Genomic DNA, 18,781 nt, shown 5'->3' with positions numbered 1-18,781 from the left:
CTACCACTCTCGCAGCCGTGCGCTGATCAGGACGTCGTCGGCGACGCGCTCGCAGTCCAGCGTGAGCGCGCGCAACGCCTCGGAGATCTTCTCCACGCCCTCGCCCTCCAGCGGGTCGCGGGCCTTCGAGCCGCCCAGCAGCAGCGGCGCCAGGAACAGGCGGACCTCGTCGATCTCGCCCGCGTCCAGGAACGCGCCGGCTAGGTGCGGACCGCCCTCCAAGAGGACCGCGTGGATGCCCGCCTCGCCGAGCTGATCCAGCGCCGACCTGACGCGCGCCGGCTCGTGCTCGCCGGTCGCGACGATCACGTCGGCGCCCGCGCTCTCCAGCGCATCGGCGGCGCTGCGCGGCGCCGCGCGCGACACCACGACCGTCAACGGGATCTCCGGCGCCTGCTGGACCAGCTTGGAGTCCAGCGGCAGCCGCGCCGTCGCGTCGAACACGACGCGCCGCGGCTGGCGCAGCTCGCCTCCCGACGGGTCCTCGATCCGCGCGGTCAGCTGCGGGTCGTCGGCCAGCGCCGTCCCGATCCCGACCACGACCGCGTCGACCGACGCGCGCCACTTGTGCGCCAGCGCGCGCGAGGAGTCCGAGGAGATCCACTTCGAGTCGCCGGTCCGCGTCGCGACCTTGCCGTCCAGCGTCATCGCCGACTTGAACAGGACCCACGGCCGGCCCGTGCGGGCGTGCTTGCGGAACGCCTGGTTGGCGAGCCTGGCGCGGGCGGCGAGCTCGCCGCCGGCCACGTCGACCACGACGCCCTCGTCGCGCAGGATCCCCAGGCCGCGGCCGGACGCCTTCTCCGTCGGGTCGTCGGAGGCCACCACGACGCGCGAGATCCCGGCCTGCAGGATCGCGTCGGTGCACGGTCCGGTCTTGCCGGTGTGGCAGCAGGGCTCCAGCGACACGTAGATCGTCGCGCCCGTCAGATCCGCGCCGTCGCACGCCGAGATCGCGTTGACCTCCGCGTGCGGCCCGCCGTACTCGGCATGCCAACCCTCGCCCACGACGACGTCGTCCTTGACGACGACGGCGCCCACGACCGGGTTCGGGTGCACCTGGCCCCGACCGCGGGTGGCGAGGTCGATCGCCCGCGAGAGATGCTGATGGTCGGTCTCGGTCCGCTGCACCAGTTCTGGAGGATAGGGCCCGGGCCATGGACTCGCCCTAGGGGCTCGCCATGGCCTTGCGGGTGCTCGCCTGGCGGCGCGCACGCCGCGGCCGGCGGGAAACGGACCGCGGGCCGGCCTACCCGCTGGCGCAGCGCCCGCCGCGGAGGTGGTAGATCGTCATCGTCGGCCCCGGCCGGTGGTAGGCGAGCGGGTAGAAGTCGAACGACCAGTCGAAGTTGAAGTCGACCGGGCCCGCGCCGTCGCGGTAGGGCGACGCCACGTAGGCCGTGTCCGCGCGCTTCTCGAGCTCCTGGTAGTAGGCCAGCGCGCGCGGGACCGCGTCGGGCTCGACCTCGGCCCGGCCGCGCTGCGTCGAGCCGACGACGACCCAGCAGTAGCCCTGCTCCTCGTACTTGTCCACGAGCCCCGGGTAGAGCGTCCGCTCGTAGTCCTCGATGTTGACGATCCGCCCGGGCCCCGTGATCTCAGAGCCGTCGTTGGCGATGTTCGAGCGCGACGTCGGGAACTTCACCCAGCGGTTGCCGTTGTTGGTCAGCGGCGACGGGTCGCCGATGTCCTGGGCCCAGCCGTCCGGGACGACCGGCTCGACGACGACCTTGGTCTTCGGCGGCACGTGCGCGACGAACCACGCGCGCGCCATGTTGCGCGTGTCGTCGCGCTGCAGCACCTGGCCGATGTGCAGGGAGTACACGAGCCCCTGGCCGCACAGCAGCGCGGCGGCGAGCACGAGCATCGTCGGCGCCAGCACCGGCCGCCGGCCGGCGATCCACCCCGCCACGCGCACCACCGCGTAGGCCGCGAGCAGGCAGATCATCGGGAAGACCGGCATCAGCCACCGCCCGAAGAACCGCTCCTGCGTGCCCATGAACAGCAGGAACAGGACCGGCGCCGGGACCAGCACGAAGGCGATCCGCCAATTGTCGCGCGCGGTGAGGACGACGCCCACCGCCGCCGCCACCGCCGGGATCCAGCCCAGCCCCCACGTGATCGTCCACAGGTAGTAGGCGAGCCCGTTGTCCTCGGTCAGCCCCAGCTTGCCCAGCGCGTCGTCGGCGACCGTCGTCTGGTGGTTCAGGCCGTCGCTGAACCCGGAGTAGTCGAGCAGGGCGTAGGGGTTGGTGACGAAGAAGAACGCCGCAGCGCAGAGCCCGCACAGGATCATCCCGCCGATCACCGTCGACCACCGCAGCCGCCGGCGCCCGACCAGCCAGCCCGCCGCCGCGGCCAGGATCGGCAGCAGCGCGATGCCGCCGGTGTACTTGGTCGCGCACGCCAGCCCGAGGCCGACGCCGGCGACCAGGAAGTCGACCAGCCGCCCCTGACGCACGATCCCGGCCGTGCCGTACAGCGCCAGGCAGATCGGCGCGAGCGTCGGCACGTCGTTGAGCGCCAGGTGCGAGTAGAAGACCGGCAGGAAGCCGACGCCCAGCAGCCCGGCGCCGAGGAAGCCGACGCGGCGATCGGCGAACAGCTTGGTCCCGCCCAGGTAGAGCAGCCAGACCGCCAACGTCCCGCACGCCGCCGCGACCACGCGCGCCACCAGGAACACCTCGGTGGGGTCGCGCGCGAAGGCGTCGCTGACGCCCTCCCGGCCGCCGAACCACACCGCGAAGACGATGTGCAGCAGGTACGTGTAGGCCGGCGGGTTGACGAAGTAGTGCGGGTTCCACCCGTGGCCGAAGAGCCCGATGGCCTTGGGCACGAAGTGCGCGTTCTCGTCGGCGTTGTAGGCGTAGGGCAGCCCCTGCTTGGCGCCCCACACGCGCAGCACGAACGAGAACGCCAGCAGCAGCGCCACCCACGGCGCCCACTTCAGCTTCGCGCGGCGATCGGCCTTGCGCACGGCACGGCGCGCCGCGTCCTCCCCCACGGGCGCGTCATCGCGCAGGGCGATCGCGGATGCCGTCACGCCCTCCTCAACAGCGGACATACGCGGCGTAGTAGTCGGTGAAGGCCAGGCGGCGGAAGTCCGGCAGCGGGACGTTGTCAAACGGGTCGTCGGTATCGGCGACCAGCGCCTGGCGCAGCAGCGCGCCACGGTCGACGACGAACAGCGAGACGCCCCGGCCGATGTGCCTGGCCTGCGCGGGGTCGGCGCGCGCCACGACCTGCGACGCGGTCGCGTCCAGGATCCAGCGCGTGTCGGGCACGAGCTTGTGGTTGGGCGTCGTCACCGGCCCGCACTTGCGCGCGGCCTTGACCGCGGGCTGGTCGAGCAGCCGCACCAGCGAGCGGTGCGAGTTGCCGCGCAGCCGCAGCTCGGCGTCGAAGTTGTGGAAGTTGACCCGCGTCGCGGTGAACGCGACGCCGTAGACGATCACGGCCAGCGCCGCGACCGCCCAGACCTTGCGGATCAGGAGGTCGGAGCGCAGCATCGTCCAGCCGGCGAGCACGACCGCGGCGAAGACCATGACCATCAGCGTCGGGACGAGCAGGTAGCGGTCGATCACCGACAGGCCGGCGACGCCGACCATCACGAACGTCCCGGTCCCGACCACCCACAGCGCCGCGGGCATCAGCACGCGCCGCGGCGCGAGCACGAGCGCGGCGAGGAAGCCCGCGATGCCCGCGTAGAGCACCGGCGGCTTGGCCAGGTTGAGGAAGAACTTCTTGGTCGCGTCCGGCACCTCGGCCAGGCCCTTGGTGCGGCCGAGCTCCTCGGCCAGGCCGGTCGTGTGCTGCAGCGAGAAGAGCGGGTGGCCGGTGACGACGAAGTCGGTGATGACCCAGACGACCGGCCCGACGGCCGCCCACGCGGCGTAGCGCGCCCAGCGGATCAGCCGCGCGCGGCCGTGCGGGTGCTGCTCAACCCCGTCCCCACCCACCCCCAGCTCCCCGCTGCACATCCACAGGAAGTACAGCCCGATGATCAGCCACGCCTCCGGGCGCAGCAGCCCGGCGCAGGCCAGCAGGACCCAGACGATCCCGCCCCGGCGCGGCCGGCCGACCTCCAGCGCCGCGGCCCAGACGACGAACGCCAGGTACGGGATGTCGATGTAGGCGCGCGCGGCCAGGAACGGGAAGTCGAAGCGCGTGCACAGGATCCCCGCCGCGGCGAGGCCGACCAGCGGCGTGAACGCGCGCCGCGCCAGCTGGTAGATCCCGGCGCACAGCACGACGAACGACGCCTCGGTGAAGAACACCATCACGCGGTCGCCGTGGCGGCCGAGCAGCGACAGCGCCGCTCCGAAGGCGACCGCGAGCGGGTGCTCGGTCGGCGAGCGGTACTCGTCGAAGCTCGGGAGGTGGCCGTGCAGGATCTCCCGGCCCCAGATCAGCGAGTAGTAGCTGTCGTAGTTGGGATAGGTCGGGTAGACGAGGAAGCCGACGAGCGTGGCGATGGCCAGCGCGGCGAGCGCGAGGCCGGGCCAGGGCAGCGCGGCGAGGCGCGCGAGCACGCCCGTGCGCGCGGGCGGCGGGTCGGACGCCGGCGCGGGCGGGGTCGCCACGTCAGCAGGAGGCATAGACAAGGAAATGGGGGCTGCGGTCGATCAGGCGGAGCCCGGGGCCGGGGATCTGGATCCGTGCATCGTCGCGCGAGCCGGGGACGAACGGCCCGTAGGTCGAGTTCGTGAGCATCGTCGGGCCGGTCACGAACACCTGGACGCCCTTGGCGTCCTGGCCGAAGTCCGGCAGGTCCGAGCGCGCCCGGACCTCGTCGGCGTCGGCGTGCAGGATCCAGCGCGCGTCCGGGATGAGCTTGTGGTTGGGCACGGTCACCGGGCCGCAGCGGTTCGCGGTCTTGAAGGCGTTGGTCTTGACGACCCGCGCCAGCTCCTGGCGCAGCTCGCGGCGGGTGGTGAGCTCACGGTCGATGTACCCAGGATGAAGATGCGAGGCCGTGAACGCGGCGCCACCGAGCGCGACGACGCACGCGGCGACGATCCACGGCCTGCGCGCCGGGTGGCCCGGCGCCAGGACCGTGAAGCCGGCGATCGCGAAGGCGGCGAAGACGATCAGGGCGAGCGCCGACACCGCGAGGTAGCGATCGATCACCGAGAGGCCGGCGGCGGCGATGACGCCGAAGGTGAGCAGGCCCGAGGCGGCGAGCGCGAGCGGGACCGTCGCACGGCGCCGCGCGTAGACCAGCGCGAGCGCGACGCCGAGGACCGCGCCGATCAGCACCGGCCACTTCAGCGTCGCGTTCAGCGAGTGGACCGCGAACGACGGCGCCTCCGAGGCCGGCTTGGTGCGCTGGAGGTCGTTGGCCAGCGAGCTGGTGTGGCGCAGGGAGAAGAGCGCGTCGCCGGTCACGAGCAGGTCCGTGAGGGCCCACAGGACGGGCGCGAGCGCCGCGTAGCCGGCGGTTCGCAGGAGCCGCCGCCAGTCGCGAGTTTCGCCCTCTGGGCGAACACTCGCCGCGGATCCGAGCCCTCTGGGCGGGGACTCCGCCGGCCAGCCGCACCACAGCCAGTAGGCGCCGCCCAGCAGCCACGCCTCCGGGCGCAGCAGCCCGGCGAGCACCAGCAGGACCCAGACCACGCCGCCGCGCCGCGGCCTGGCGGTCTCGAACGCCGCCGCCCAGGCCACGAGCGCCAGGTACGGCACGTCGATGTAGCCGCGCGCGGCCAGGAACGCGTAGTCCAGGCGCGAGAGGACCAGCAGCGCCGCGACCAGGCCGACCCACGGCCCGAACGCCGCGCGGCCCAGGCGGTAGACGCCGGCGACCAGGAGGCAGAAGGCCGCGACGGTGAGCAGCAGCCAGGTGCGCGGCCCGACGGTGTCGCCCAGCAGCGACAGCACCGCGCCGACCGCGACGGCCAGTGGATGCTCGGTCGGCGTCCGATAGGCGTCGAAGGACGGCAGCGTCCCGTCGACGAGCTCGCGGCCCCAGATCAGCGAGTAGGCCGAGTCGTAGTTCGGATAGGTCGGGTACACCAGGTACCCGATGAGCGCCCCGAGGCAGAGCAGCGCGAACCCGGCCCGCGCCCAGGCGCGTTCCGGCAGGGCGCGCAGTCGCGCGCTCGGCGAGGTGAGCGTCGCGCTCTCCATACAGTGGTCGAGGTCCAGCGGCCCGGGGCGTGTTAGGACGTTTTACGTGCGACGACGTACGTCCCGAGCCTCTGAGATACTGGGCTCGCGAGTGTACGGCACGCCTTCGCTCTGCTCTGCGTTCCCCCGCGTGCCGTCCCCACCCTTCTCATGAAGCTCATCATCCAGATCCCCTGCCTCAACGAGGAGGAGACGCTGCCCGGCACGCTGGCAGACCTCCCCCGTGAGGTCCCCGGCTTCGAGACGGTCGAATGGCTGGTGATCGATGACGGCTCGACCGACCGGACGATCGAGGTGGCGCGCGACAACGGCGTCGACCACATCGTCAAGCTGACGAACAACAAGGGCCTGGCGGCCGGCTTCCAGGCGGGCCTGGACGCGTGCCTCAAGCTCGGCGCCGACGTCATCGTCAACACCGACGCCGACAACCAGTACATGGGCAGCGACATCCCCAAGCTGGTGCTGCCGATCGTCGAAGGCCGCGCCGACATGGTCGTCGGCGACCGCGAGACCGACACGATCGAGCACTTCTCGCCGCTGAAGAAGCGGCTGCAGAACCTCGGCTCGTGGGTCGTGCGTCAGGCGTCGAACACCGACGTGCCCGACACGACGTCCGGCTTCCGCGCCTACAACCGCGAGGCCGCGATCCAGATGGCGGTCGTCTCGAAGTACACCTACACGCTCGAGACGATCATCCAGGCGGGCAAGCTGCTGGTCGCGACCGACCACGTGGCGATCGGGACCAACCCGAAGACGCGCGAGTCGCGGCTGTTCCCGTCGATGAGCTCCTACGTCCGGCGCAACGCCGTGGCGATCACGCGCATCTACACGCAGTACGAGCCGCTGAAGGTCTTCTCCACGCTCTCGTTCGCGCTGTTCATCCTCGCGCTGATCCCGTTCATCCGGTTCGTCATCGCCTACGCCGACGGCGAGGGCGCCGGCCACGTGCAGTCGCTGATCTTCGGCGCCGTGCTCTTCAACGCGTCCGTCGTGGTCGGCGTGCTGGGCATCATCGGCGACCTCCTGTACGGCCAGCGCATCATGTCCCAGCGGATCTTCGAGCGCGTCCGGCGCATCGAGCTCCAGCTCGGCGTCCCCCCGTCCCATTACGAGCCCGGCGCGCGGCCTACCGGCCAGCAGGCCACCACCGGCGCCCAGGCCGGCCGCACCGAGGAACGAGAGGCCCTCAAGCTATGACCCCTCCGACCGTCACCGTGGACCAAGAAGGCACGGTCACCGGCAACACCTACGACAAGTACGGCACCACCAACCCGGTGGCGCGGCGCCTGCAGGCGGGCTTCGAGCGCACGCTCGAGGAGCTGTTCACCAAGGCCACGCCGACGACGCTGCTGGACGTCGGCTGCGGCGAGGGCGTGCTGACGCACCAGTGGGCCCAGACGCCCGGCATGCAGCGCATCGTCGGCCTCGACCTCGACGACCCGCAGCTGCACGAGGCCTGGAAGGGCCGGCAGCACCCGTGCCTCCAATACGTCGTGATGAAGGCCGAGAACCTGCCGTTCGCCGACGGCGAGTTCGAGGTCGCCACGGCGATCGAGGTCCTCGAGCACGTGCCGGACCCGGAGCACACGGTCTCCGAGATGGCGCGGATCGCGTCCAAGTACCTGCTGGTCTCCGTGCCGCGCGAGCCGCTGTGGCGCGGGCTGAACATGGCCCGTGGCGCGTACCTGAAGGACCTGGGCAACACGCCGGGCCACCTGAACCACTGGTCCAAGCGCAGCTTCACCCAACTGCTCGGCCGCTACGGGACCGTCGTCGAGGCGCGCTCCCCGTTCCCGTGGACGATGCTCCTCGTCCGCGTTGACCACTAGCGACTGGGCATCGGAAGACCTGATCCCCGCGTCGGCCGACGGCGACGCGGGTGCGACGGGCGGCGAGCGGTCCTACGGCTCGGGCGCGCGGATCCTGTCGATCGGGATCGCCGCGACCGGGCTGTTCACGTTCGCGTACTTCGGCGTCGCCGGGCATGTGCTGGACGGCGCCGACTACGGCCGCGTGTCGTTGTTGTGGTCGTTGCTGTTCGTGATCATGTCGGTGATCTACCGGCCGGTCGAGCAGCTGCTCTCCCGGACGATCGCCGACCGCCGCGCGCGCGGGATCAACGCCGGCCACCCGCTGCGGGTGCCGGCGACGATCCAGGCGTCGTTCGCGCTCGGCTTCCTGGTCGTGGCCCTGGCGCTGCGCGGGCCGATCCAGGACGGGCTGTTCGACGGCCACGCGTCGCTGTACTGGATCCTGATCGGCGCGGCCATGGCCTACGCGGCGTCGTACTTCGCGCGCGGCTACTTCGCGGGGCATCAGTGGTTCGGCCTGTACGGCGGGCTCGTGCTGTTCGAGTCGCTCTCGCGCTTCTGCTTCCCGGTCGCGGTGGCCGTGGGGCTCGCGTCGGGCGAGACCGCGGTCGCGCTGGGCATCGTCGCGGCGCCGCTGGCGTCGCTGCTGGTGATCCCGTGGGCGCTAGGCCGCCACGAGGCGGCGTCGGCCGCGGCCACCGGCGTCGAGCGCGATCGCGGCGAGCTGCGCGAGAGCGCCGGCTTCGCCGGATCCGTCGCGCTGATCCAGCTGGCCGAGCAGACGCTGCTGAACGCCGCGGTGCTGCTCGTCACCGACTCGGTCACGGCGGGCATCGTGTTCAGCGCGCTGATGGTCGCGCGCGCGCCGCTGCAGCTCTTCCAGGCCGTCCAGACGTCGCTGCTGCCGCACCTCGCCGGGCTGGAGGCGACCGAGGGCCGCGAGGCCTTCGCTCGCGCGATCCGGCAGACGATCCTGGCGATCGCGGCCTTCGCGGGCCTGTGCGCCGTGGGGCTGCTGCTGATCGGGCCGTGGGCGATGCACATCGCCTTCGACAAGGAGGGCTACACGCGCGTCGGCCTTGCCGTGATCGCGGTCGGCATGGGCCTGCACCTGACCGCCGGGACCTTCAACCAGGCGGCGCTGGCGCGCGGCCGCGCCCACCAGGCCGCCGCGGCCTGGCTGGTCGCCGCGGTGCTGTTCGTGGTGTGGATGCTCGTGCCGGTCGTCAGCAACGAGCTGTCGCGGGCCGAGGTCGGCTACGCGGGCGCGGCGGCGCTGCTCTGCGCGTTGTTGTACGTGCTGTACCGCCGCGGGCCGGCGCAGGCGCGCGCGTAACGTCCGGGGCCCTGGGCCGTTCTCGACGGCATGGACCCCCGCCGTCTCGCCCTCGCCTTCGCCACCGTCGTCGCGCTGCTGGCCCTCTCCGGCGGTGTCGCGCAGGCCAAGGCGGCGCCCAAGTGCCCGGCCAAGCCGCTGACGCTCTACCACGACTCCTACGGGCGCGCCTGGCACACCAACGGCTCGCTGTACTCGTGCACGACGGTCTACGCGCACAAGCGCGTCGTGCGGCTCGGGCCGTGGAAGACCGGCGGCAAGCTCGCCTGGACGGCGACGCACGCGGCCTGGTCGGTGCCGTTGACCCGCGACGGGCACGTCGTCGGCGACCGGATCTACGCCGGCTCGACCGAGGACGGCAGGCGCTGGCTGCTCGGGACGCGCGCGCTCGGCGCGGCCGAGGCGCGGATCCAGCGGATCTTCGCGTGGGACGCGACCGCCGCCTGGGTCACCAAGGACGGCGCCGTGGTCTTCGCGCTGCAGGACCCGGAGGACGCGCCGACCGCGATCGGGACGCTGCCGACCCCGCCCGTCGCCCGCAGCCACCTGACGGTCGTCGGGGCGTGGACGGCGCAGACCCCGACCGATCTGGGCCGCACGGTCCAGATCGACTCGACCGACGAGGACGGCGACGAGTGCGGCGGCGCCGCCGACTACCGCCTCACGCTCGCGCCCGATCCGACGGCGCCGACCACGCGGGTCGGCGTCACCTGGCCGGGCGGCTGGTCGCGCCCGTTCTGCGGCTAGGTCGCGGCTACGGCGAGCCGAGGCCGCCGGCGCGCACGCGCGCCGCCATCTGCGCCGACTCCTCGCGGTAGACCTCACCGTTCTGGAGCTCGAGCACCGGTAGCTTCTCCTGGCCGCTGAGGTCGCGGACGCGCGGCCGCTTGTGCCCGAAGCCGTGCTTGACGACCTCGTAGTCGACGCCCTGCTCGTCGAGCGCCTTCTGGACCTTGTGGCACGGATGCCCGTCGAGCTTCACGAAGGTCCATGAGCAGCGATGCAGCTTGACCTTGGCCATGGCGGCGAGCCTATCCTCCATGCCCATGGAGCACCATCAGCTCGCGTGGTACGTCGCCGGACCGGTCCTCGGGCTGTGCGTCGTCGCGGTCCGCCTCCTCTTCAACGCCCGGCTCGGCGTGACCGGCGGCTTCTCGGAGCTGATCGGCAAGCTGTCGCGCGGCAGCGTGCGCTTCGACTGGCGCGGCTGGTTCGCGATCGGCGTCCTGCTCGGCGGGACGGTGTTCGCCGTCCTGGCGGGCGGTCCCGACTTCCACGGCTACGGCTGGATGACCGACACGTTCACCGGCGGCCAGCGCTGGGCGATCCCGGTCCTGCTGGTCGGCGCCGGCGCGCTGATCGGCTACGGCGCCAAGCTGTCGGGCGGCTGCACGTCGGGCAACGGGCTCTCGGGCAACGCGCTCGTCTCCCCCGCCAGCCTCGCCGCGACCGCGACGTTCTTCGGGACCGCGATCGCGGTCAGCTTCCTGATCGAGGCGGTGATCTGACGTGCGCAAGGTGCTCGCCGGCGCGGCCGTGGGCGTCGCCTTCGGCGTCGTGATCAGCTGGAGCGGGATGGCGTCGCCCGACGTCATCCGGCAGGCGCTCCTGTTCGAGCAGTCCTACCTGTTCCTGATGTTCGCCTCGGCGGTCGCGACCGCGTGGGTCGGGCTGGCGCTGCTGCGCCGGCGCGAGCGGCGGGCGGTCTTCGGCGGCGAGCCGCTGACCTACGCCCGCGACGCGGTGGAGCGCCGCCACGTCGTCGGCGCGCTGCTGTTCGGGATCGGCTGGGGCGTCGCCGACGCGTGCCCGGCGCCGATCGCGACCCAGCTCGGCCAGGGCGTCGGCTGGGCGGTCTTCACGGCCGCCGGCGCGGCGTTCGGGATCTGGGCGTACCTGCGGCTCCGCGCGGTCGAGACCGAGCCGGCGAGCGACGCCGCGCGCGCCCGGAGCGCCGAGCCCGCGGTGTCCCCCACGAGCTAGGTCAAGGCCGCCGCGAGGCGGTGATGGCGCAGCCGCTCCGGCGGCATGCCGTGCAGCACCCACTCGCCGCCGTCGCGCCGGCTGATCGCGCCGTCGCGGACGAGCTCGCCCATCGCCGTCGTCACCGACGGGCGGTGGGCGCCGACGAGCATGGCCAGGCGCTCGTGCGTCAGCGGCAGCGGGACCACGACGCCGTCGGTCGTGACGCGGCCCCAGCGCTCCGCCAGGTGCCAGAGCGTCAAGTGCAGCCGCTCGTCGACGCGCTGGTGGTGGGAGATCGCCAGTGCCACGGCCAGCGCGTGCGCGCGCCGGATCCCGCGGCTGAACAGCTCGACGCCGACCTGCGGATAGGGCGCGACGCGCTGGATGAGCGACGCGTCGAGCACCGCCAACCGCGTCGGCTCCAGCACCTCCCACCCGATCTCGGCCTGCACGTGCGAGCCCTCGGGATCCCACTGCCATGGCCGGATCACGTCGCCCGGGCCGAGCAGCTCGCAGCAGCGCCGGCCCAGGACCTCGACCTCGCGCGTCAGCAGGCCCTCGAAGATCAGGAAGCCGCGGTGGTGGACCTCGGGCTCCATCGCCGCGGCGGCATCCCACGCTCCCTGGCTGAGGCGCTGCACGCGCGTGCGGCCGTCGGCGCGGGCGCGCTCGCGCGTGGCGGGATCGAGGCCGTCGGCGAAGTCGGGGTCGGCGTCGAGCAGGCTGATGACGTCGGAGGGCACAAGAGGCGGTGTACCCCGAACGCGGCGATCGGACGTCGGAGTGCTGACGTCGAAGCTCCGACGGAGCCGCTCGGCGCCCGCCCCGAACACCCCTAGCGTCGCCGCCTCGTCCCATCGACCTAGGAGGCACCACGAATGCTCTGGCTGATCCTCGGCATCGTCCTGCTCGTCGTCGCCATCGCCGGCGGCGTCGTCATCCACCCGATCCTGTTCGTCCTGGCGATCCTCGCGCTGATCGTCTTCCTGACCGGCAGCCGCGGCCGCGGCGCGCGCCTGTGACGGTGGAGGCCCAGCGGGTCGAGCACGTGGCGCTGAGCGGCGAGCTCGACGTCGTCGGCGCGCCCGACGCCGAGCGCGCCATCGTCGCGGCGCTGCGCGATCGGGAGGTGTCGTCGATCGTGCTGCACCTCGACGAGGTCGAGTTCATCGACTCGTGCGGGCTGCGCGTGCTCGTCGGCGCAGCCGACGCCGCGGACCGCCGCGGCGTGGAGCTGAGGATCCTGCCCGGCCGGCTCGAGGTGATGGCGGTCGTCGAGGCCGCCGCGCTGGCCGGACGCCTGCCGTTCGTCGGCTGGCCGTAGGGTGCGCACCATGACCCCCAGCGCGCAGGTCGTCGTCACCGCCATCGTCAACGTCAAGCCGGAGGCCCGCGACGAGGCGCTCGCGGCGCTCACCACTGGCATCGAGGGCACGCACGGCGAGGAGGGCTGCATCGCCTACGCGCTGCACGAGGACACCAACCAGCCGGCGCGCTTCGTGATCGTCGAGAAGTGGGCGACGCAGGCGGCGCTGGAGGCCCACGGCCAGGCCGACCACCTCAAGGCCATGTTCGCGGTCGTCGGGCCGCTGCTCACCGAGCCGCCCACGATCGTCTTCACGCAGCCGCTGCCCGTCGGCGACGAGGACAAGTCCACCATCTAGCTCGGCTGCCCCACGGCCGGGGCGGCGGCATCAGACCGCCGCCCCGGAGCTTGGGGTGTGCTGGGGAGCTGTGGGTGGCCTACTCGTAGGCCAAGGACTCGAGGACGTTCAGGCGCGAGGCCCGGCGGGCCGGGAGGATCGCCGCCAGGACGCCCGCCACCGCGGCGAGGACGAGCAGCAGGATCAGCGACGGGACCGGGATCGACAGCTTGAAGCCGTCGATCGCGCGCGTCACCAGGATCGACAGCACGATCCCGAGCGCCATGCCGATCACCGCGCCGATCTCGGCCGTGATGATCGCCTCGTAGCGGATCACGCGCCGGACCTGGCGGCGCGACATCCCGATCGCCCGCAGCAGCCCCAGCTCGCGGGTGCGCTCGGAGATCGAGAGCACCAGCGTGTTGACGATCCCGAACAGCGACACGATGATCGCCATCGCCAGCAGGGCGTAGATCAACGCCAGCAGCTGGTCGATCTGGCCCTCCTGCTGCTTGATGAACTCGGCGTTGGTCTTGGCCTCGGCCTCTGGGAAGCGGTCGTCGAGCAGCTTGTCGAGCGACGCCTTGACCTGGGCGTCGTCGGCCCCGGCCTGGTAGCCGACGAAGACGAACGAGTCCTTGGTCGTGCCGAAGTCGCGCTCCAGCACGCTGTTGGCGACGGTCAGGCCGCTGTACAGGCCGCCCTTGTCGTCGATGATCCCGGTGACCTTCAGCGGCAGCTTGTCCAGCTTGGCCGTCTGGACGTCGATCGTGTCGCCGACCTTGATGTCGTGGTCCTCGCCGTACTTCTTGGTGATCACCACGCTGCCGTCGCCGAGCGCGCGCAGGGTGTTGTCGTCGCCCTGCTTCCAGTCGGCGTGGTAGAGGTCGGGGAACGTCTTGGGGTCGATCCCGCTGACGCCCTCCTTCTTGCCGTCGACCTTGGACTGCGCGTTGCGCAGCGCGCCGACCTCCTTGACCCCGGGCACCTTCGCCACCGCCTGGGTGGCCTGGTGCGAGAACGAGCCGAAGTTGGTGGACTCGACCACGGCCTGGGCGCGCGAGCCGTTGTTGACCGCCTCGCGGAACGTCGACTTGGCGCCCGCGGCGAACATGCTGGCGAACGTCACCAGCGCGACGCCGACCATCAGCGCGCCCGCGGTGACCGCGGTGCGGCCCGGGAAGCGCACGGTGTTCTCCCGCGCGATGCGGCCCGTGACGCCGCGGAAGCGCTCGAACGGCCGGCCGACGAAGCCGGCGAGCGGGCCGACCAGGCGCGGGCTCAGGAACGCCACGCCGAGGAAGGTCGCGACCGCGCCGACGCCCATCAGCGACAGCGCCGCGCTCGCCTTGGCCGTGCCGAACAGGCCGAGCGCCATGACCGCGAGGCCGCCGATCGTCAAGATGATCGACAACGGCGTCGCCAGGCGTGAGCGCTTCTGGGTGGCGCTCAGGCCCTCGCGCAGCGCCGCCAGCGGCGGGACGCGTGTGGCCCGGAAGGCCGGCGCCAGCGTCGAGATCAGCGTCACGACCGTCCCGACGAGCAGGGAGACCACGATCGTGCGCGTCTCGATGACGGTCGAGGTGGACGGCAGGTCGGCGCCGAAGGCCTTGAACAGCGCCTTCAAGCCGGCCGCGACCGCGATGCCGAGCACCAGGCCGGCGGCCGAGCCGACCACGCCGAGGATCAGCCCCTCGGCCAGCACCGAGCGCAGGATCTGCCGGCGCTTGGCACCGAGCACGCGCAGCAGCGCGAACTCGCGCGTCCGCTGGGCGACGGTGATCGAGAACGTGTTGAAGATCAGGAACGCGCCGACGAAGAGCGAGATCCCGGCGAACGCGAGCAGCGCGGTGCGCAGCACGTCCAGGAAGCCCGTCTTGATGTCCTTGGTCTGCTTGTCGGCCTGCTCCTGGCCGGTGCGGACCTCGACGTTCTTGGGGACGACCGGCGCGATGCGGGTCTTCAGCTGCTCGGCCGAGACGCCGGGCTTGGCCGCGACCTCGATCTCGTCGAAGGAGCCCTTGTGCCCGGTCATCCGCTGCGCCTCGGGCAGCGTCATCACGGCGATCACGCCGCCACCGAACGAGTCGACGCCCGCGATCGTCACGATGCCCGAGATGGTGTAGGTCTTCTTCGGGGCCTCGTCCTGGATCTGGAGCTTGTCACCGACCTTGAAGCCGTTGTTGTCGGCGGTGGCCTTCGGGATCGCGACCTCGTCCGCCGTCTCGGGCAGGTGGCCGTCGGTCGGCGCGAAGGACTCGAAGCGTTGCACGTCGTGCGCGCCGGCGATGGCGTTGAAGCCCTGGCCCTTGAGCTTGGAGCCGTCGGCCTTGCGGAACGAGCCGCCCTGGCTGAAGACCGAGCCCTCGGCCGTCGCGACGCCGTCGACCCGCTTGACCTTGTCGAGGACCTCGGCCGGGATCGGCGGAGGATCGTCGTCACCGGCCAGGTCGTTGTTGGGGGACAAGGCGACGTCGGTGCCCTTGTTGGACTCGACGAAGATGTTGTCGAACGACTTGGTGATGGTGTCGGTGAAGATGTAGGTGCCCGCGATGAGCGTCACGCCCAGCGCGACGGCCAGGGCGGTGAGGGCAAGGCGGAGCTTGCGAGCCAGGAGCCCGCGGATGGCGATCTTGCGCATGGCTCTAGACCGAGGCGGGTTGCGCGGCGTTGCGGGCCGGTGCCCGGTCCTCGACGAGCTGGCCGTCGCGGAGGACGAGCAGGCGATCCGCGTAGGCGGCGGCCTCCTCGTCGTGCGTGACCATGATGATCGTCTGACCGAACTCGTCGACCGAGCGCCGCAGCAGCTGCAGGATCTCGGTCGAGGCGTGGGAGTCGAGGTTGCCGGTCGGCTCGTCGGCGAAGACGACGGCCGGCCGCGAGGCGAGCGCGCGCACGACGGCGACGCGCTGCTGCTGGCCACCGGAGAGCTCGCTCGGACGGTGGGTGATGCGGTCGCGCAGGCCGACGAGGTCGATCAGCTGGTCGACCCACGCCTGGTCGGGATCGCGGCCGGCGATCGACAGCGGCAGGACGATGTTCTCCTCGGCGTTGAGGACGGGCAGCAGGTTGAAGGCCTGGAAGATGAACCCGACGCGGTCGCGGCGCAGCTGGGTGAGCGCGTCGTCGTTGAGCGTCGTGAGGTCCACCCCGTCGAGCACCGCGGTGCCCGACGTCGGACGGTCGAGGCCGGCGAGGAGGTGCATGAGCGTGGACTTGCCGGAGCCGGAGGGGCCCATGATGGCCGTGAAGGCTCCGGCGGGGAAGTCGACGGTCACGCCGTCCAACGCCGTGACGGCGGCGCCGCCTTCGCCGTAGACCCGGCGGAGCTCGTGCGCAGAGACGATGGAGGTCATGCCTAGGAGCCTCCCAGGAGGGCTATTTCGCAGGGGTACGGCTACCTCCCGTTGGCCCCCTAGGGGATGTCATACGGACAACCCTGACAAGCACCCTAGGCGTACATGTTGCCGGACGCCGTTCGGCGCCCGCCCCCGCTACGCCTGCAGGTAGGCCAGGACCGCCAGCACCCGCCGGTGGTCCTCGACCGTCGGCGGCAGCGACAGCTTGGTGAAGATCGACGTCACGTGCTTCTCGACCGCGCGTTCGGTGACGACCAGCGCCTCGGCGATCGCGTGGTTGGAGCGGCCCTCGGCCATCAGCCCCAGCACCTCGCGCTCGCGGGGCGACAGCGCCTCCAGGGGATCCTCGCGGCGGCGGCGCCCCAGGAGCCGCGACACGACCTCGGGGTCCAGGGCGCTGCCGCCCTCCCCGACGCGCCGCACGGCCTCGGTGAAGCGCTCGACGTCGCTGACCCGATCCTTGAGCAGGTAGCCGATCCCGGCCGCGTCGTCGCTCAGCAGCTCCAGCGCGGACGTCTCCTCCACGTAGGCCGAGAGCACCAGCACGCCGGTGTCCGGGAACCTCTCCCGGATCTCCAGCGCCGCCTTCAGCCCCTCGTCGGTGTGCGTCGGCGGCATGCGGACGTCGACGATGGCCACGTCGGGCTTGTGGGCGCCGACCTTGCGCAACAGGTCCTCGGCGTCGCCCGACTGGGCGACGACCTCGAACTCCTTGCCTTCGAGCAGCGCCGCGAGTCCTTCGCGGAGCAGCACGGAATCATCAGCGAGCGCTACGCGCACGGGATCCTCGCTCTTACGGTCGTGCCGACGCCCGGCGGGGAATCGACTTCCAGCCTGCCATCGAGTGCGGCGAGCCGGTCTGCGAGTCCTCGCAGCCCCGACCCCGCCGACGGGTCCGCCCCGCCGATGCCGTTGTCCTCGATCTCCACCACTGCGTAGCCATTCTCCCTGAGAACCCGGACGCTCGCATACTCGGCGTCGGCGTACTTGGCCATGTTCGTCAGGGACTCGGCCACGACGAAGTACGCGACGGCCTCCACCGGCATCGGCATCCGGCCCTCGGGGACCTCGTCGACCTCGACCGGAACGGGGGCGCGGGAGGCCAGCGCCTCGAGCGCGGGCGCCAGGCCGCGGTCGGTCAGGATCGCCGGGTGGATGCCGCGCGCCAGCTCGCGCAGCTCCTCCAACGCGCTGGCCAGCTCGGCGCGCGCGCCGTCCAGGATCCTCTCCGCCACGTCGGGATCGCTGCGCAGCTTGGTCTTGGCCAGCCCCAGCTGCAGCGACAGCGCGACCAGCCGCTGCTGCGCGCCGTCGTGGAGGTTGCGCTCCAGCGCGCGGCGCTCGGCCATCCCGACCTCGATGACCTTGGCGCGCGAGACCTGCAGCTCGGCGACGCGCGCCTTCAGCTCGGCCTCCAGACGCTCGTTCTCCAGCGCCAGCGCGGCGGCGGCGCCCGCGGCGCGCACCAGCCCCGGCTCGTCCAGCAGCGCCGCGTCGTGGACGATCGCCGCGACCGGCACCGACTCGCGCTCGATCTCGGTCACCGCGCGCGAGCGCGACGTCGCCGGCGGCAGGTCGACCGGCTGGCCGTGCGAGTCGACGTAGCGCTCCGAGCCGCGCGACCAGAACGCCAGCGCCAGCGAGCGGTCGCCCAGCGCGTCGGACAGGGCGTCGCGCAGCGACTCGCCCTCCGCGCCCTGCGCGTTGAGCCGCTCCACCAGGTCGCCGACCGCGCCGGCCCGCGAGTACCGCGTCCGCAGCAGCCCGATGACGAACGCCCACGGCAGCGCGGCGAACGCGATCAGCGAGGCGACCGACGGCCCGGAGACCACGGGCGACGACGCACCGAACAGCTCCCCGACGACCGCCACGGCCAGCGTCACCATCAGCACGACGCCGGTCCACAGGACCGGCGCCATCGCCCGGCGCTGCGGCGGCGAGGCGACTTTGCGCTTCTCCCACAGCTGGAGGCCCAGCCACACGATCAGGCACCCGGCCACGAGCTGCGCGACCACCGCGAAGACCTGCGCGCCGTCCGGGTTGTCGGTCAGCGCCCACGCGTTGCGCGGCGCGTTGTCGTCGCCGCCGATGTCGCCGCCGAGGAGGAAGAACGGGATCTGGACGGCGAGCGCCGTGAGGTAGCCGATGACGACCAGCGTCCGGGCGCTCGTCGTCTCCAGCCGTCCGGACGGGAACGCCAGGAGCATGTGCCCGACCAGGACGAGGTAGAGCGGCCCGACGTAGACGCCGAGCGTGTAGACCCACGGGTCGTTGGCCTCGGCCAGGCCCGACAGGAACCACGCGAAGCCGACCGCCGTCATCAGCGCGCCGAAGCGGTTGTGGGGCCGGCGCAGCCACGCGAAGACGCCGGTGCCGCAGAACGACAGCCCGATGAACGGGGCGACGGTCGCCATCAGCGGCTTGGCCGTCTCGTGGTCGGAGGAGACGACCAGCGCGATCACGACCGCGGCCATCGCCACGGAAGCGGCGAACAGCGCGATGAGCGCGTACCGCAGCGAGGTCATGCTTGTCGTCCGTCGG

Annotated in this window: 19 protein-coding genes; 9 read left to right on the top strand and 10 right to left on the bottom strand. The window is 72.1% G+C overall.

Features of this window, described 5'->3' with window-relative positions; genetic code table 11:
* The 4 genes from ribD to DSM104299_RS12115 all read right to left on the bottom strand — a co-directional run bounded on the left by ribD (position 1) and on the right by DSM104299_RS12115 (position 6,126).
* The gene (ribD, locus tag DSM104299_RS12130; protein ID WP_272477572.1) at positions 1–1,131 is read right to left on the bottom strand and encodes a bifunctional diaminohydroxyphosphoribosylaminopyrimidine deaminase/5-amino-6-(5-phosphoribosylamino)uracil reductase RibD; all 1,131 of its coding nucleotides are present in this window, start codon (positions 1,129–1,131) and stop codon (positions 1–3) included.
* Between the two features lie 118 nt (positions 1,132–1,249).
* Entirely contained in the window at positions 1,250–3,064 is a 1,815-nt protein-coding gene (locus tag DSM104299_RS12125) for an ArnT family glycosyltransferase (RefSeq protein ID WP_272477571.1), read from the bottom strand.
* Entirely contained in the window at positions 3,051–4,583 is a 1,533-nt protein-coding gene (locus DSM104299_RS12120) for a hypothetical protein (protein ID WP_272477570.1), read from the bottom strand. The genes DSM104299_RS12125 and DSM104299_RS12120 overlap by 14 nt, the downstream gene beginning before the upstream one ends.
* Position 4,584: 1 nt before the next feature.
* A complete protein-coding gene (locus tag DSM104299_RS12115; RefSeq protein WP_272477569.1) occupies positions 4,585–6,126 on the bottom strand; it encodes an ArnT family glycosyltransferase in 1,542 nt (513 codons plus the stop codon).
* A 150-nt stretch (positions 6,127–6,276) separates the two neighbouring features.
* On the opposite strand from DSM104299_RS12115, the gene DSM104299_RS12110 reads away from it, so the two are divergent.
* The 4 genes from DSM104299_RS12110 to DSM104299_RS12095 are packed head-to-tail and all read left to right on the top strand — an operon-like array spanning position 6,277 to position 10,020.
* Complete coding sequence (locus tag DSM104299_RS12110) at positions 6,277–7,323, top strand: glycosyltransferase family 2 protein (protein ID WP_272477568.1); 1,047 nt, start codon at positions 6,277–6,279, stop codon at positions 7,321–7,323.
* Entirely contained in the window at positions 7,320–7,955 is a 636-nt protein-coding gene (locus tag DSM104299_RS12105; RefSeq protein WP_272477567.1) for a class I SAM-dependent methyltransferase, read from the top strand. The genes DSM104299_RS12110 and DSM104299_RS12105 overlap by 4 nt, the downstream gene beginning before the upstream one ends.
* Complete coding sequence (locus tag DSM104299_RS12100; RefSeq protein WP_272477566.1) at positions 7,945–9,273, top strand: lipopolysaccharide biosynthesis protein; 1,329 nt, start codon at positions 7,945–7,947, stop codon at positions 9,271–9,273. Before DSM104299_RS12105 ends, DSM104299_RS12100 begins: the two co-directional genes overlap by 11 nt.
* Positions 9,274–9,303: 30 nt before the next feature.
* Entirely contained in the window at positions 9,304–10,020 is a 717-nt protein-coding gene (locus tag DSM104299_RS12095; RefSeq protein WP_272477565.1) for a hypothetical protein, read from the top strand.
* Positions 10,021–10,027: 7 nt separating this feature from the next.
* On the opposite strand, the gene DSM104299_RS12090 is transcribed toward DSM104299_RS12095, so the two are convergent.
* Positions 10,028–10,294 carry a glutathione S-transferase N-terminal domain-containing protein gene (locus DSM104299_RS12090; RefSeq protein WP_272477564.1) on the bottom strand — a complete coding sequence of 89 codons (267 nt, stop codon included), beginning with the start codon at positions 10,292–10,294 and terminating at the stop codon, positions 10,028–10,030.
* A 25-nt stretch (positions 10,295–10,319) separates the two neighbouring features.
* On the opposite strand from DSM104299_RS12090, the gene DSM104299_RS12085 reads away from it, so the two are divergent.
* Positions 10,320–10,781 carry a YeeE/YedE family protein gene (locus tag DSM104299_RS12085; RefSeq protein WP_272477563.1) on the top strand — a complete coding sequence of 154 codons (462 nt, stop codon included), beginning with the start codon at positions 10,320–10,322 and terminating at the stop codon, positions 10,779–10,781.
* Position 10,782: 1 nt separating this feature from the next.
* Positions 10,783–11,256, top strand: a complete 474-nt coding sequence (locus DSM104299_RS12080; protein ID WP_272477562.1) for a DUF6691 family protein — start codon at positions 10,783–10,785, stop codon at positions 11,254–11,256.
* Here DSM104299_RS12080 and DSM104299_RS12075 read toward each other — a convergent pair.
* Complete coding sequence (locus tag DSM104299_RS12075; RefSeq protein ID WP_272477561.1) at positions 11,253–11,981, bottom strand: Crp/Fnr family transcriptional regulator; 729 nt, start codon at positions 11,979–11,981, stop codon at positions 11,253–11,255. The two genes, DSM104299_RS12080 and DSM104299_RS12075, sit on opposite strands and share 4 nt — an antisense overlap.
* A gap of 135 nt (positions 11,982–12,116) precedes the next feature.
* Here DSM104299_RS12075 and DSM104299_RS12070 point away from each other — a divergent pair, with 135 nt between their 5' ends.
* Genes DSM104299_RS12070 through DSM104299_RS12060 form a run of 3 tightly spaced genes read left to right on the top strand, consistent with a single transcriptional unit; the run spans position 12,117 to position 12,902 of the window.
* A complete protein-coding gene (locus tag DSM104299_RS12070) occupies positions 12,117–12,260 on the top strand; it encodes a hypothetical protein (RefSeq protein WP_272477560.1) in 144 nt (47 codons plus the stop codon).
* Between the two features lie 2 nt (positions 12,261–12,262).
* Positions 12,263–12,562, top strand: coding sequence for an STAS domain-containing protein (locus DSM104299_RS12065; RefSeq protein WP_272477559.1), 300 nt, complete (start codon positions 12,263–12,265; stop codon positions 12,560–12,562).
* Between the two features lie 10 nt (positions 12,563–12,572).
* Positions 12,573–12,902 (top strand): putative quinol monooxygenase, encoded by a 330-nt coding sequence (locus DSM104299_RS12060; protein WP_272477558.1) that lies wholly within the window; start codon positions 12,573–12,575, stop codon positions 12,900–12,902.
* Between the two features lie 79 nt (positions 12,903–12,981).
* Here DSM104299_RS12060 and DSM104299_RS12055 read toward each other — a convergent pair whose 3' ends face one another.
* From DSM104299_RS12055 to DSM104299_RS12040, 4 genes are all read right to left on the bottom strand, one after another.
* Positions 12,982–15,522 carry an ABC transporter permease gene (locus DSM104299_RS12055; protein ID WP_272477557.1) on the bottom strand — a complete coding sequence of 847 codons (2,541 nt, stop codon included), beginning with the start codon at positions 15,520–15,522 and terminating at the stop codon, positions 12,982–12,984.
* Positions 15,523–15,526: 4 nt separating this feature from the next.
* Positions 15,527–16,237 carry an ABC transporter ATP-binding protein gene (locus DSM104299_RS12050; RefSeq protein WP_272477556.1) on the bottom strand — a complete coding sequence of 237 codons (711 nt, stop codon included), beginning with the start codon at positions 16,235–16,237 and terminating at the stop codon, positions 15,527–15,529.
* A 138-nt stretch (positions 16,238–16,375) separates the two neighbouring features.
* Positions 16,376–17,020: a response regulator gene (locus DSM104299_RS12045; protein WP_349294507.1), complete on the bottom strand. Its 645-nt coding sequence runs from the start codon at positions 17,018–17,020 to the stop codon at positions 16,376–16,378.
* Complete coding sequence (locus DSM104299_RS12040) at positions 17,011–18,765, bottom strand: sensor histidine kinase (protein WP_272477554.1); 1,755 nt, start codon at positions 18,763–18,765, stop codon at positions 17,011–17,013. Before DSM104299_RS12040 ends, DSM104299_RS12045 begins: the two co-directional genes overlap by 10 nt.
* Positions 18,766–18,781: the final 16 nt, after the last annotated feature.

Source organism: Baekduia alba, assembly GCF_028416635.1.
Lineage (GTDB): Bacteria > Actinomycetota > Thermoleophilia > Solirubrobacterales > Solirubrobacteraceae > Baekduia > Baekduia alba.
The sequence above is the reverse complement of the archived record's forward strand: the minus strand, read 5'-3'. Positions and strand labels throughout refer to the sequence as shown.